At 72.0% G+C, this 13577-nt stretch carries 10 protein-coding genes and 1 pseudogene; 5 read left to right on the top strand and 6 right to left on the bottom strand.

The window, feature by feature from the left end; genetic code table 11:
* Positions 1 to 182 precede the first annotated feature (182 nt).
* From ACH5A8_RS10735 to ACH5A8_RS10725, 3 genes are all read left to right on the top strand, one after another.
* Positions 183 to 680, top strand: a complete 498-nt coding sequence (locus ACH5A8_RS10735; RefSeq protein WP_027757937.1) for an SseB family protein — start codon at positions 183 to 185, stop codon at positions 678 to 680.
* Positions 681 to 839: 159 nt separating this feature from the next.
* Positions 840 to 1793, top strand: a complete 954-nt coding sequence (locus tag ACH5A8_RS10730; protein ID WP_399000242.1) for a pirin family protein — start codon at positions 840 to 842, stop codon at positions 1791 to 1793.
* A gap of 147 nt (positions 1794 to 1940) precedes the next feature.
* Positions 1941 to 2966, top strand: a complete 1026-nt coding sequence (locus tag ACH5A8_RS10725) for an AI-2E family transporter (RefSeq protein ID WP_399000240.1) — start codon at positions 1941 to 1943, stop codon at positions 2964 to 2966.
* A gap of 125 nt (positions 2967 to 3091) precedes the next feature.
* Here ACH5A8_RS10725 and ACH5A8_RS10720 read toward each other — a convergent pair whose 3' ends face one another.
* Positions 3092 to 5251, bottom strand: a complete 2160-nt coding sequence (locus ACH5A8_RS10720; RefSeq protein ID WP_399000238.1) for a SpoIIE family protein phosphatase — start codon at positions 5249 to 5251, stop codon at positions 3092 to 3094.
* A 212-nt stretch (positions 5252 to 5463) separates the two neighbouring features.
* On the opposite strand from ACH5A8_RS10720, the gene aspS reads away from it, so the two are divergent.
* Together aspS and ACH5A8_RS10710 are read left to right on the top strand one after the other, a co-directional pair.
* Positions 5464 to 7227 (top strand): aspartate--tRNA ligase, encoded by a 1764-nt coding sequence (gene aspS, locus ACH5A8_RS10715; protein ID WP_399000235.1) that lies wholly within the window; start codon positions 5464 to 5466, stop codon positions 7225 to 7227.
* A 127-nt stretch (positions 7228 to 7354) separates the two neighbouring features.
* A pseudogene (locus tag ACH5A8_RS10710) lies at positions 7355 to 7614 on the top strand (Uma2 family endonuclease); the annotation flags it as partial.
* 35 nt (positions 7615 to 7649) lie between these two features.
* Here the strand turns inward: ACH5A8_RS10710 and ACH5A8_RS10705 are convergent.
* From ACH5A8_RS10705 to ACH5A8_RS10685, 5 genes are all read right to left on the bottom strand, one after another.
* Positions 7650 to 8015 (bottom strand): PH domain-containing protein, encoded by a 366-nt coding sequence (locus ACH5A8_RS10705; protein WP_399000233.1) that lies wholly within the window; start codon positions 8013 to 8015, stop codon positions 7650 to 7652.
* A 192-nt stretch (positions 8016 to 8207) separates the two neighbouring features.
* Positions 8208 to 9923 carry a methionine--tRNA ligase gene (gene metG / locus ACH5A8_RS10700; RefSeq protein ID WP_399000232.1) on the bottom strand — a complete coding sequence of 572 codons (1716 nt, stop codon included), beginning with the start codon at positions 9921 to 9923 and terminating at the stop codon, positions 8208 to 8210.
* 149 nt (positions 9924 to 10072) lie between these two features.
* On the bottom strand, positions 10073 to 11437 hold the full coding sequence (locus tag ACH5A8_RS10695; RefSeq protein WP_399000229.1) for a VWA domain-containing protein: 1365 nt from the start codon (positions 11435 to 11437) through the stop codon (positions 10073 to 10075).
* A gap of 281 nt (positions 11438 to 11718) precedes the next feature.
* On the bottom strand, positions 11719 to 12693 hold the full coding sequence (locus tag ACH5A8_RS10690; protein ID WP_399000227.1) for a hypothetical protein: 975 nt from the start codon (positions 12691 to 12693) through the stop codon (positions 11719 to 11721).
* 273 nt (positions 12694 to 12966) lie between these two features.
* Positions 12967 to 13422 carry a hypothetical protein gene (locus ACH5A8_RS10685; RefSeq protein ID WP_399000225.1) on the bottom strand — a complete coding sequence of 152 codons (456 nt, stop codon included), beginning with the start codon at positions 13420 to 13422 and terminating at the stop codon, positions 12967 to 12969.
* Between the last annotated feature and the right edge of the window lie 155 nt (positions 13423 to 13577).

Below are 13577 nucleotides of genomic sequence, written 5' to 3'. Positions count from 1 at the left end.
CGGGGTCCGCGGCGTCCCGACGGCGTACGCCGGGGACCGCCTCGGCGTGACCGTCGGCGCCGTCCTGGCGGGCGATCTCCGGCGCCCGTGAGCCTCCCGGTCGGCCCGTGAGGCGTCCGCTCCCCGGGCCGGGAGTGCTCGCCCCGGCCCTGCGGCCCCGGGGGCGTCGGTACGCTTGCCGCATGTACGGATACGGCCAGCCGATGGACGGGGGCGCGGCGCAGCAGCAGTACGCGCCGCCGCAGGAGCAGATGCCGGGCGGTATGGCGGGGGGCATGGCCGGTGGCTACGGCCAGCAGCAGCCGTTGTACCCCGAGCCGTCGCCGCCCTCGCTCGCGGACGCGGTCCGCGCCTTCACCACCGGGCAGATGGCCGCCGAGGACTTCCAGCAGATCTTCGCCACCTCGAAGGTGTACTGCCCGCGCGGTGACACACCGGGCTTCCTCGCGCTGCACAACACCCAGCAGCCGGTGATCCCGATGTTCACCTCGCTGAAGGAGCTGCGGCGGTACGCGGGCAAGGAGTCCAAGTACTTCGTGATCACCGGCGCGGAGGTGATCGACCTGCTGCCCACGGGGTACGGCTTCGTGCTCGACATGGAGGGCGAGCACCGGATCGTCTTCGACGCGAAGGCGGTCGAGCAGATGGTCGACTTCGCGATGCGGCGGATGTACGGCTGAGGCCCCGGCGGTACGGCCCGGTCCTGTGGAGCCCGGAGGGAATGCCCTCCGGGTCCTGTGGAGCCCGGAGGGAATGCCCTCCGGGCTCCTCGTGTTGGAGCTGGCAAGAAGTTGAATGCTCAACTAGAGTGGCCGTCACGCCCCCAAGGAGGTACCGACATGCCCGCAGTGACCGTCGAGAACCCGCTCGTGCTTCCCCGCGTCACCGCTTCCGCGAACGCCCGGCAGCGCCGTGTCCTGCACGTGGCCACGGCTCCGTCCGGTTTCGAGGGGGAGGGTTTCCCGGTGCGGCGCGCGTTCGCGGGCATCGACTACAAGCACCTGGATCCGTTCATCATGATGGACCAGATGGGCGAGGTGGACTACGAGGCCGGCGAGCCGAAGGGGACTCCCTGGCACCCGCACCGCGGCTTCGAGACCGTCACGTACATCATCGACGGGACCTTCATCCACCGTGACTCCCACGGTGGTGGCGGCACCATCACCAACGGCGACACCCAGTGGATGACCGCGGGCTCGGGCCTGCTGCACATCGAGACGCCGCCCGAGGAGCTGGTCATGTCCGGCGGCCTCTTCCACGGGCTGCAGCTGTGGGTGAACCTGCCCGCCAAGGACAAGATGTCCGACCCCCGGTACCAGGACATCCGCGGCGGCACCGTCAAGCTGCTGGCCTCGGCCGACGGCAGCTCGCTCCTGCGCGTCATCGCGGGCGACCTCGACGGCCACAGCGGCCCCGGCATCACGCACACCCCGATCACGATGGTCCACGCCTCCGTCAGTCCCGGCGCCGAGGTCACGCTGCCGTGGCGGTCGGACTTCAACGCCCTCGCCTACGGCCTCGCGGGCCAGGGCTTCGCCGGCGGCGAGAAGCGGCCCTTCGGCATGGGGCAGGCGGTCGTCTTCGGCGACGGCGACTCGCTGACCCTGCGGGCGTCCGAGACCCAGGACTCGCGGAGCTCCACCTTCGAGGTGATCCTGCTCGGCGGACTGCCGATCCGGGAGCCGATGGCGCACTACGGGCCGTTCGTGATGAACAGCCACGCCGAGCTCGTCCAGGCGTTCGACGACTTCAAGGCGGGCCGCCTCGGCGAGGTGCCCGCGGGTGAGTTCTAGGGGGACGGGAGCCCCGTGACGGGGCTGCCCGACTCGTACCCGCTCAAGGACACCACCGGCGGCGACGCCGAGATCCGCTCGGGGCGGGCTCACCCGGGCGGACTGTCCGCACAGGACAGTCCGCCCGGCGCGTGATGCGCTGAGGGGGTGACCTCACTGCCCGAGCCCGTCCGGCGCCTCGCCGCCTGGTGCGCCGTCGTGCTGCTCGTCTCCGGGGTGGTGTGGGTCCTGGTGCGGCTGTGCGTGGTGCTCCGCACCGCCGTGATCCCCGTCCTGCTGGCCCTGCTGGGCACGGCGCTGCTGCGGCCGCTGTTCCGGCGGCTGGTGCGGGCGAAGGTCAACCGGTCGGTGGCGGCCGGGATCACCTGCGCCGCCGTCGTGGTCGTCGTCGGCGGCACCGGATACATCGTGGTGCGCGCGCTGATCGACAGCTGGCCGCAGATCGCCGACTCCCTGGAGCACGCGGCGAGGTCCCTCTCCTCCCATCTGGGACCGGCCGGGACCTCGCTGTCCGACCTCGCCGGGCAGGGCAGGAACCTGCTGTCCAAGTTCGGCGGGACCGCCGCCTCCGGCGTCATCAGCGGCGTCAGCGTCGTCGCCGAGTACCTCGCCATGGCCGTGCTGGCGCTGCTGCTGGTCTTCTTCTTCCTGCGCGACGCCGGCCGGGCCCGGCGGACCCTGCGCACGCTCTCGCCGGGCGACAGCGCCGACACGGTCGAGAGCATGGCCATGCGGGCGTTCACCGCCGTCGAGGGCTTCATGCGCGGGACCACGATCATCGCGTTCATCGACGCCGTCTGCATCACCGTGGGCCTGCTCCTGCTGCACGTGCCCGGCGCCGTCGGACTGGGCGCGCTGGTCTTCGTCGGCGCCTACATCCCCTACCTGGGCGCCTTCATCTCCGGCGCGGTGTCCGTGCTGGTCGCGCTCGCCGACCGCGGGTTCGTGGTCGCGCTGTGGGCGCTCGGCGTGGTCGTCGCCGTGCAACTGCTGGAGGGGCACGTGCTGCAGCCGCTCATCCAGAGCCGGACCGTCCAGATGCACCCGGCGGCGGTGCTGCTGGCGATCGCCGCGGGAGCGTCGGTCGCCGGGATCGTGGGGATGCTGCTGGCGGTGCCGCTGACGGCGGCGGCCTTCGGCATCGCGCACGAGGTCCGCGAGCGGTACGCCTGAGCCGTGTCACCCTCGAACCGTCGGACCTGAGCCGTACGGCCGAGCCGTCACCCCCGAGCCGTCATGCTGAGCCGTAGGGCCGACGGCCGGGCCCCGCCGCACGGCCGGCCGGCGGTCCGCGGTTCTCACCGCTTCTTCTCCCACGGCGGCTCGTACAGCTCGAACCAGATGCTCTTGCCCACCCCCCGCGGCTCGACGCCCCACGCGTCGGCGAGCAGCTCGATCAGCACCAGCCCGCGCCCGGAGGAGGCCAGCTCGCCCGGCCGGCGCTTGTGCGGCAGGTCGTCGCCGGCGTCGGTGACCTCCACCCGCATCCGCCGCTCGCCCCGCTCGCCGCTCACCTCGGCCAGCAGCAGCGCGTCGGTGTCGGTGTGCACCAGCACGTTCGTCAGCATCTCCGACAGCAGCAGCACCGCCGAGTCCACCTGCTCCTCGGAGGTCCAGTCGTGCAGCAGCTGCCGCAGCTGCTGGCGGGCCACCGCGACCCGCTCGGGCTCGGCCTGCGCGACCGTGAGCAGGGTGCGCCGGACCTCGGGCAGGCTCACCGTGCCGCCGTGGCCCTCGCAGCGCCGGGTCAGCAGCAGGACGGCGATGTCGTCCTCGCGGCGGTCCACCAGCGGGCCCGTGGTGTGGTGCGAGGACGGCCCGTGCACGGCCTGCACGAGCGCGTCGGCGAGTTCCTCGGTGTCGCCCTCGTGCCGCTCCAGGATCGAACGGATGCGCTGCCAGCCGGTGTCCAGGTCGTGGCCGCCGGTCTCGATCAGGCCGTCGGTGCAGACCATCATCGTCTCGCCGGGCTCCAGCGTGAACCGCGTGGTCGGGTAGTCGGGGTCCGGGTCCACGCCGAGCGGCAGCCCGCCCGCCGTCGGCCGCTGCAGCACCGTCCCGTCCGCCATCCGGATCACCGGGTCGGGGTGCCCGGCGCGGGCCACCTCCAGCACCCCCGTACGCGGGTCGACCTCGGCGTACAGGCAGGTCGCGAAACGCAGGTCGGCGATGTCGTCGCCGGTGGCGCCGTCGTTGACCATGCCGTGCAGGAACCGGGAGGCGCGGGAGAGCACCGCGTCCGGGCGGTGCCCCTCGGAGGCGTAGGCGCGCAGGGCGATGCGCAGCTGGCCCATCAGCCCGGCGGCGCGCACGTCGTGCCCCTGCACATCGCCGATGACCAGGGCGAACCGTCCCGGCCTCCCCTTCCCCCGGTCGCGCGCGGTGCCGTCCGGCAGCGGGATCATGTCGTACCAGTCGCCGCCGACCTGGAGGCCGCCGCCGGTGGGGACGTAACGGGCGGCCAGGTCCATGCCGGGGACCTCGGGGCCCAGCGTGGGCATCATCGAGCGCTGCAGGCCCTCGCTCAGCTCCCGCTCGGTCTCGGCGGTCCCGGCCCGCGAGAGGGCCTGGGCGAGCATCCGGGCCACCGTGGTCAGCACCGAGCGCTCGTCGGGCGTGAACGCCACCGGATAGGCGAAGGCCGCCATCCAGGCGCCCATGGTGCGGCCCGAGGCGGTCAGCGGCAGATACGCCCAGGAGCGGCGGTGGAAGTGCTCGGCGAGCGGCCAGGTGAGCGGGTAGCGGGCCCGGTACTGCTCCGGCGAGGACAGGTACACGGCGCGGCCGGTGCGGACCACCTCGGCGGCCGGGTAGTCCGTGTCCAGCGACATCTGCACGAACGGCGCCTCGTCGCCGGGCCGCTGCCCGTGGTGGCCGATCACCGACAGCCGGTCGCCCTCCACGCCGAAGACCGCCAGTCCGTCCGGGGAGAAGCCGGGCATCGACAGGCCGGCCGCCACCCGCAGCACCTCGGCGGTGGACCGCGCCTCGGCCAGGGCCCGCCCGGCGTCCAGCAGGAAAGCCTCCCTGGAGCGCCGCCAGTCGCCGGTGACGCCGCTGCGCGCGGCGGGCGAGCCCGGTGTGGGCTCGGTGACCTCCTGCAGGGTGCCGATCAGCTCGTACGCCTTCTTGCGCGGGTCGAAGGTCGGCAGGGAGCGGCTGCGCACCACCCGGATGATCCGGTTCTGCTCGTCCATGATCCGTATGCGCACCTCGGCGAGGGTGCCCTCGGAGGCGGCCAGCTGGACCACTCCGGTGATCTCGTTCCAGTCGACCGGGTGCAGACGGGCGCGCACCTGGGCCTCCGTGAGGGTGACCGCCTCGGCGGGCAGCCCGAGCAGCCGGGCCGCCTCGGCGTCGACCGCGACCATCTTGGTGGCGGTGTCCCAGTGCCACAGTCCGGTCGCGAGGGCGGCGAGGACGTCCCCGACGGCGGGCAGGGGCTCACCAGTGCGCATTGCCCCACTGTAAGAAGATGCGATCGGACACTGCCACCGAAGAAGGGCGAATCCGGCGCCGGCCGGAACCGGCGCTGTGGGCGTGCGCGGCGGCGTGCGTGGGGGCGTGGCGGGTAATGGGGGCGAGCCGATCTTGGGGCGGCCGGTACGCTTGGTGGGTCCGGGCCATGCCCGCCCGGTGACCCCGATCCGCGAAGACTGGATGAACGACGATGCATCGGTACAGGTCCCACACCTGCGGCGAGCTCCGCGCCTCTGACGTCGGCACCGACGTCCGGCTGAGTGGCTGGCTGCACAATCGGCGCGACCTGGGCGGCATCCTCTTCATCGATCTGCGCGATCACTACGGCATCACGCAGCTCGTCGCCCGTCCCGGCACGCCCGCCTACGAGACCCTGGACAAGCTGTCCAAGGAGACGGTCGTCCGCGTCGACGGCGGCGTCGTTTCACGTGGAACCGAGAACGTGAACACCGACCTGCCCACCGGCGAGGTCGAGATCGAGGTCGGCGAGGTCGAGGTGCTCGGCGCCGCCGCCCCGCTGCCCTTCACGATCAACGCCGAGGACGGCGTCAACGAGGAGCGGCGCCTGGAGTACCGCTTCCTCGACCTGCGCCGCGAGCGCATGCACCGCAACATCATGCTGCGCACGGCCGTGATCTCCGCGATCCGGCACAAGATGGTCGCGCTCGGCTTCAACGAGATGGCGACGCCGATCCTCACGGCGACCTCCCCCGAGGGCGCCCGCGACTTCGTCGTCCCCTCCCGCCTGCACGCCGGCCGCTTCTACGCGCTCCCGCAGGCCCCGCAGCAGTTCAAGCAGCTGCTGATGATCTCCGGCTTCGACCGCTACTTCCAGATCGCGCCCTGCTTCCGCGACGAGGACGCCCGCGCCGACCGCTCGCCGGGCGAGTTCTACCAGCTCGACGTCGAGATGAGCTTCGTCGAGCAGGAGGACGTCTTCCGGCCGATCGAGCAGCTGATGACCGAGCTGTTCGAGGAGTTCGGCGGCGGCCGCCACGTCACCTCCCCCTTCCCGCGCATCCCGTTCCGCGAGGCGATGCTCAAGTACGGCTCCGACAAGCCGGACCTGCGCGCCAAGCTGGAGCTGGTGGACATCACCGACATCTTCGAGGGCTCGGAGTTCAAGGCGTTCGCCGGCAAGCACGTGCGCGCCCTGCCGGTGCCGGCGGTCCAGGACCAGCCGCGCAAGTTCTTCGACCAGCTGGGTGACTACGCGGTCTCCCAGGGCGCGAAGGGCCTGGCCTGGGTGCGCGTCGGCGAGGACGGCTCGCTGACCGGCCCGATCGCGAAGTTCCTCACCGAGGAGAACGTCGCGGAGCTGACCAAGCGTCTGTCGCTGGCCGCCGGCCACGCCGTCTTCTTCGGCGCGGGCGAGTTCGACGAGGTCTCCAAGATCATGGGCGCGGTCCGTGTCGAGGCGGCCAAGCGGGCCGGCCAGTTCGAGGAGGACGTGTTCCGCTTCTGCTGGATCGTGGACTTCCCGATGTACGAGAAGGACGAGGAGACAGGGAAGATCGACTTCTCCCACAACCCGTTCTCGATGCCGCAGGGCGGCCTGGAGGCCCTGGAGAACCAGGACCCGCTGGACGTCCTGGCCTGGCAGTACGACATCGTCTGTAACGGCGTGGAGCTGTCCTCCGGCGCCATCCGGAACCACGAGCCGGACATCATGCTCAAGGCGTTCGAGATCGCGGGCTACGACAACGAGACGGTCGAGCGCGAGTTCGCCGGCATGCTGCGCGCGCTGCGCTTCGGCGCCCCGCCGCACGGTGGCATCGCCCCGGGCGTCGACCGCATCGTCATGCTGCTGGCCGACGAGCCGAACATCCGCGAGACGATCGCCTTCCCGCTCAACGGCAACGCCCAGGACCTGATGATGGGCGCGCCGACCGAGCTGGAGCCGGCCCGCCTGAAGGAACTGCACCTGACGGTGAACAAGCCGCAGCCGAAGTAGGCCGCGCGCGGATCGCGACGGCGCCCGGGACCGACGAGGTCCCGGGCGCCTTCTGCTGGGCGCGCGTCGCTCCGGGGAGTGTGCCGGGCGGCGGCGCTGTCTCGGGCGTGCGGTAGGCCCGCACCCGGTGCTAGCACGCTCCAACCCGGACAACGACTGGGTCACCAAGCCGCGCGACTACCCACTGATCGGCATCCCCGTCTACGCGATCTTCGACCCCCGCACGGGCGGGGCGCCGTCCTCACCGACATCCACCCCACCCCCGACGGCCCCCGCTACGCCACCCGCAAGGACTTCGTCTACGGCGAGGACGTCACCATCGCCGACTGGACCATCTCCACCGACGACCTGCCCCGCTATGAGAGCGGGACCGGCGAGCAGCACTGACCGGGTGCGATCTCGACGGCCGCAGGCCGCCCCCTTCACTTCGCGACGAACTGCGTCAGGATGGCCTGGACCTCGTAGATGTCGACGCCCTTGGTGAACGTCTTCTCGATCGGGGCCGCGGTGCCGGAGACCCATATCTTCAGCTCGGCGTCGAGGTCGAAGTGGCCGGCCGTCTCGACGGAGAAGTGCGTGATGCTCCGGTACGGAATGGAGTGGTACTCCGTCTTCTTGCCGGTGATGCCCTGCTTGTCGACCAGGATCAGGCGTCGGTCGGTGAACAGGATGGTGTCGCGGATCAGCAGATGAGCGGCGTGCACCTGCTCGCCGTGCCCCAGCAGACGCTTGTACTCCTGCTGCGCCTCGGCCGGGTCGATGCTGTGCGCGTTGCCGAACAGTCCCATGGAAGGTCCCCCCTCATACGAGTGACGCCGACCGGACGGTCGCCGTCCCGGGGATCTTCGCAAAGCACGGGGCCCGGGAGAAGCGGTGACGCCTCCCGGGCCCCGAGCTGTAGCGAGCGTGTTACGCGGTCGGCATCTCCTGCGGACGGGGGAGAGCACGGTGCCGGAGTGTGGGCAGGGGGTGCCCCTCGATCAGGCCGGCTCGCCGCCGAAGCGCTCCTTGTACGCCGCCAGGTCGTCGTCCGTGAGCTTGGCGAAGAGGACCGGCGGGACCGTGAACGGGGTGCCGGCGGGGACGGCGGTCAGCGCCTTCGCCTCGTCGGACGTCACCCACGCCGCCGTGTCGTCCGGCAGGTCGAACGCGGAGCGCATCGCCTTCGCCGTCGTCGGGATGAAGGGCTCGGAGACCACGGCGTAGAGGTGGATCAGGTTCATCGCCGTGCGCAGGGTGAGGGCCGCGCCGTCCTGGTCGGTCTTGATCTCCAGCCAGGGGGCCTTCTCCTCCAGGTAGGAGTTGCCCGCCGACCACAGGGCGCGCAGCGCGGCGGCCGCCTTGCGGAACTGGACGGCCTCCATCTGCTCCTCGTACTCGGCGAGCAGACGCGCGATCTCCGCACCCAGCCTGGCCTCCGCCTCGCCCGGCTCCCCGCCCTGCGGGACGTCGTCGCCGAAACGCTTGCGGGAGAAGGACAGGACGCGGTTGACGAAGTTGCCGAGGGTGTCGGCGAGGTCCTTGTTCACCGTGGCCGTGAAGTGCTCCCAGGTGAAGGACGAGTCGTCCGACTCCGGGGCGTTGGCCATCATGAAGTAGCGCCAGTAGTCGGCCGGCAGGATCTCCAGCGCGTCATGGGTGAAGACGCCGCGGCGCTGCGAGGTGGAGAACTTGCCGCCGTAGTAGTTCAGCCAGTTGAAGGCCTTGATGACGTCGACCTTCTTCCACGGCGCGCGGGTGCCCAGCAGGGTCGCCGGGAACATCACGCTGTGGAAGGGGACGTTGTCCTTGCCCATGAACTGCGTGTAGCGGACGTCCGCGTCCGACTCCCACCACCACGAGCGCCAGTCGCGGTTCTCCGGGTCCTGCTCCGCCCACTCCTTCGTCGAGCCGATGTACTCGATCGGCGCGTCGAACCAGACGTAGAAGACCTTGCCCTCGGCGGCCAGGTCCGGCCAGGTGTCGGCCGGGACCGGGACGCCCCACTCCAGGTCGCGGGTGATGGCGCGGTCGTGCAGGCCTTCGGTCAGCCACTTGCGGGCGATGGAGGAGGCCAGCACCGGCCAGGCGTCGGCGCGCTCGTCGACCCACGCCTCGACCTCGCCGGCCAGCGTCGACTGGAGGAGGAAGAGGTGCTTGGTCTCGCGGACCTCCAGGTCGCTGCTGCCGCTGATCGCCGAACGCGGCTCGATCAGGTCCGTCGGGTCCAGCACCCGGGTGCAGTTCTCGCACTGGTCGCCGCGGGCCTTGTCGTAGCCGCAGTGCGGGCAGGTGCCGATGATGTAGCGGTCGGGCAGGAAGCGGCCGTCGGCGTTGGAGTACACCTGGCGGATGGCGCGCTCCTCGATGAAGCCGTTCGCCTTCAGCTCGCGGGCGATCTCCTGCGTGATCTCGTGGTTCTGCCGCGAGGAGCTGCGGCCGAAGTGGTCGAAGGCCAGGCCGAAACCGTCGTAGATCGCCTTCTGCGCGTCGTGCGCCTGCGCGCAGAACTCGGCGACGGGCAGGCCCTGTTCCTTCGCGGCCAGCTCGGCCGGGGTGCCGTGCTCGTCCGTCGCGCAGATGTACAGCACGTCGTGGCCGCGCTGGCGCAGGTAGCGGGAGTACACGTCCGCCGGGAGCATGGACCCCACCATGTTGCCCAGGTGCTTGATCCCGTTGATGTACGGAAGGGCGCTGGTGATGAGGTGTCGAGCCATCGCGGGCTGCTCCCAAGTCGCTACGCGGAGTGACGATCTCGTGGTTCTGGGTCGTCTGTGAACCTTGAAATCGTATCCGACGCGGGTGGGGGGACCGCTTCCCGGTTTTCGCGGGCGTGGGGGGCCGGGAAGCGGACGCGACGGGGTGCTTACGGCCGCCAGGCGGCGAGTACGCCCTCGTACAGCTCCTTGTCCGTCAGTTCGCGCGGGGTAGGGCCGGCGTGGAAGAAGGACGCGTTGCCGGTCTTCAGCCTGCGCAGGTAGTCGAACGCCTTGTTGTCGTGCTCGCCGAAGGCGACGAAGGAGAAGAAGACGCCGGGGTGGTTCTTCGCCGCGTCGGTGAGGGACTGGGTCGCGGGGGTCTTGGCGTCGGGGGCGCCGTCCGTCTGGAAGATCACCAGGGCGGTGTCCTCGGTGTCCTGCCCGGCGTGGTGGGCGAGGACCTCCTCGACCGCCGCGTGGTACGTCGTACGGCCCATGCGGCCGAGCGTGGCGTGGACCTCGTCGATCCTGTTCTCGTGGTCGGCGAGGGTGAGGTCGGCGGTGCCGTCCACCTCCGTGGAGAAGAACGTGACGTGGACGGTCGCCTCGGGGTCGAGATGGGCGGCGAGGGCGAGCGTCTGCTCGGCGAGGGCCTGGGCGGAACCGTCCTTGTAGTACGGGCGCATGGAGGCCGAGCGGTCGAGGACGAGGTAGACCTTGGCGCGGGCGCCGGTGAGGTCGTGCTTCCTGAGGGCCGCGGTGGCCGCCTTGTAGGCGGTGGCGAGGGCGGGAGCGCGGGACTTCAGGCGGGTGAGGGGGGTGGCGGGTTTGGGGGCGGTGCCGGTGCCGGTCGCGGGGGGCGTTTCGGCCTCGGCTTCGCCTTCGGCCGGGGCCTCGTTCCCGCTCGCACCACCCGTGCGGCTCTCGTCGTCGGGTGCGGGCGGCCCCTGTGGGAGGTCCTCGCCGTCGGCGGGCTGGGGGTGGTCGTCGGTGGTCTCGGCGGGAACCTCGGTGGATGCCTCGGCGGGGGTCGGGTCCGCGGGGGTCGGCTCGGGAGCGGTCGTGGGCTCCGGGGCGGGGGCGGGCGCAGGAGGGGTGGTGGGCTCGGGCTCGGGCTCCGGTTCCGTCTTCTGTTCCGGCTCGGGCTCGGGCTCCGGTTCCGGTTCCGTCTTCTTTTCCGGCTCGGGTTCCGGCTCGGGCTCCGGCTCCGGCGTCGGGTCCGGGGTGGTGAGGGCCGGGGCCGGGTCGATCGGCTTCGCCGGTTTGGGGACCGTGACGTTGTCGAAGGCGGCGGCGACCAGTTCGTGTTCGTCGCTCTCCTCGCGGGGCGAGGTGCGGGGGTCGGGGACGTGGGCCGCGACCGGCGGATCCGGCACCGGCTCGGGCGCCGGGGCGGGGACTTGGGCCTTCGGCTCCTGCTCGGCGGTCGGGGCCGGCTCCTGGGCCGGTACCTGCTCCGCACCCTCTGCTTCGGCCCCACGCCCCTTGCGTGACCGGCCGAACGCGTTCCGCAGGCGAGTGAGAATGCCCATGTGCGCAACCCTTCGCGTGAGTTGATCCCGTCGATCCCTGGCCAGGACGGACACGTAAGGTTAGCGGCCCCGTGTGCGGATCCCGGGCAGGGGAGATGAACGGGGGAACAGTCGTGTCAGCACGGCCGTGCCGACGCGGTCCGCGGGCGTCGCCCCCGCCGCACGGCACCGACTACGCGAGTGGTCCCATCGCGTCAGGAAGCGGCCGGGCGCCTCGTCGAACGGCCGGGGGAGTTCCAGGTCGGCCGACGCGGACGCGTGGTGGAGGACGGTGTCCGCCGTCAGGCGCGGACGCGCGGTGGGGGTTGCGGGGTCTGCGTGGGAGCGGTCGCCTCGGCCGCCCGCCTGCGCCGCCCGAGGCGGAACGGGAACCGAGGCCAGAGGCGGGGACGTGGGCGGGAGCGGCCGACGCGGCGGCGGCCGAGCCAGGTCAGGGCGGCCACCGTCAGGCCCAGGGCCACCAGCAGCCAGGACGTGGTGCGCAATGTGGCCGTCAGGGCGTCGTAGACGGCGCCCGCGGCCGGCTGGGAGACCTCGTCGGGCAGATCGGCCAGGGTCAGGCTGCGGCCCAGGGCGAGGGCGAGGGCGAGCAGCGCGCCGCCGAGTGCGATGCCCAGCGCGGTGGCGGTGAGCGCGCGGCGGCGATGGACGGCCAGCGCGATGCCGGCGACGGCGAACGCGACGGCCGCGACGGGGAGCCAGAAGCCGGCGACTTCGAGCACGTTGAACCCTTTCCGCAGGCGGCCCATCTGCTGGGCCGGGAGCAGGGCGACCTCGGTGTGCTCGACGGGGATGCGGGCCGCGAGCGGTACGTGGTCCTGGGCGAGCCGGGCCTTGACCTGGGCGGTGACGGGGGCGAGGTCGACGGTGACCGGGCGGTCCCGGGCGTCGCGCTCGTCGCGCAGGGCGCGCAGGAGGGCGTCGTGGGCGACCCGGTTGCCCTCGTTCCACGCGGTGCGGAAGGCGGCGGTCTGCGTGAACGAGCGGACCGCGTCGTGCACGAACGGGGCCACGGTGCCGCGCAGCACCCGGGCGTCCATCTCCTGGCCGATCTCGTGCGTGATCCCGTCCCCGACCGTCTGCGCGATCGCGTCCCGTACGTCCGGGTCGGCGGCGAGCGGCGCCATGGTGGTGACGTAGCGACCGGTGTCCGTGAGTCCGTACGCCGCCCAGGCCGCCAGCGCTCCGAACGGCACGAGCATGCACGAGAGGGCGATCAGCACGGCCGACAGGCCGCTGCGCAGGTGTCGGGACACCCTCCCAGCGAAGGCCACCGACGGCGGGCGCGCGAGCGGACGGAGGCGATCGGGTGACTGCGAAGCGTGGCCGTGAGGGCGTCGTGGACAGGGGGAGGCATCGGGCGGCCCGACGCCGGGACGGACTCAGGGACGGGGGCCGGGACGGACCCGGGGGCGGGCGCCGGGCGGGCGCGGTGACGCCGCGGGCCCCGGCCGGTGCCGGGGGCCCGCGGCGGTGTGGAGGCGGCGGTGTGGAGGCGGTGGTGGGGAGGCGGTGCGACGGGGCGCGGGTCAGCCGATGCGATGACCCTGGGCGTCCTCGTGCGTGTAGACCCAGTAGAAGACGATCAGGCCGATCAGCACACCGACCCCGGCGGAGACGCCGACCAGCCAGCGGGTCTCGAAGTGGCCGGTCTGGCCGACGAGGAAGCCGAACGCCGTGCCGGAGAACAGGAACCACGCGAAGGCGTGCAGCTCGCGCGGCAGACGGGGGGCCAGGTACAGCAGAGCCGCCATGAGGACCGTGAAGACGATCGCGGTCACGAAGCCGAACACCAGGTTACCGACGGTGATCGGCCCGCCGTGGCGGCGGTTGGCGGCGGCCCAGTAGCCGTAGACGAGCGCGATGGCGAAGGGCACCGCCCAGCGCCCGATGGTGTGCGCCCGGTCGCTGAAGAAGTCGGTGGGCCGGTGCCGCTCGGTGCGGGCGTGCGCGGTGCGGCCGGACACGGGTGCCGAGTGAGCCATGGGAACGTTCCTCTCTCTCGCCGCCCCCGCCTACCAGGGCACACCGGGGAAGGAGCCCTGGCAAGTCGGCGGGCGGGGGCGTGAGGGGTGCGCCCCGGCCCCTTCGGCGGCCCGCGTTCCCACTCCGGCGCCCGCCCGGGCGGCCACAGCGGTTA

The sequence above is a fragment of the Streptomyces sp. NPDC018610 genome, assembly GCF_044391765.1.
In the GTDB taxonomy this organism is placed as follows: Bacteria; Actinomycetota; Actinomycetes; order Streptomycetales; family Streptomycetaceae; genus Streptomyces.
This window is presented reverse-complemented; position numbering and strand designations above follow the sequence as displayed.

What these genes read in the sequence shown, in the direction of transcription:
- metG (WP_399000232.1), bottom strand. Translation starts at nt 9,923, where the DNA reads ATGGCTCGACACCTCATCACCAGCGCCCTTCCGTACATCAACGGGATC.
- aspS (WP_399000235.1), top strand. Translation starts at nt 5,464, where the DNA reads ATGCATCGGTACAGGTCCCACACCTGCGGCGAGCTCCGCGCCTCTGAC.
- ACH5A8_RS10705 (WP_399000233.1), bottom strand. Translation starts at nt 8,015, where the DNA reads ATGGGACTGTTCGGCAACGCGCACAGCATCGACCCGGCCGAGGCGCAG.
- ACH5A8_RS10695 (WP_399000229.1), bottom strand. Translation starts at nt 11,437, where the DNA reads ATGGGCATTCTCACTCGCCTGCGGAACGCGTTCGGCCGGTCACGCAAG.
- ACH5A8_RS10730 (WP_399000242.1), top strand. Translation starts at nt 840, where the DNA reads ATGCCCGCAGTGACCGTCGAGAACCCGCTCGTGCTTCCCCGCGTCACC.
- ACH5A8_RS10720 (WP_399000238.1), bottom strand. Translation starts at nt 5,251, where the DNA reads ATGCGCACTGGTGAGCCCCTGCCCGCCGTCGGGGACGTCCTCGCCGCC.
- ACH5A8_RS10685 (WP_399000225.1), bottom strand. Translation starts at nt 13,422, where the DNA reads ATGGCTCACTCGGCACCCGTGTCCGGCCGCACCGCGCACGCCCGCACC.
- ACH5A8_RS10735 (WP_027757937.1), top strand. Translation starts at nt 183, where the DNA reads ATGTACGGATACGGCCAGCCGATGGACGGGGGCGCGGCGCAGCAGCAG.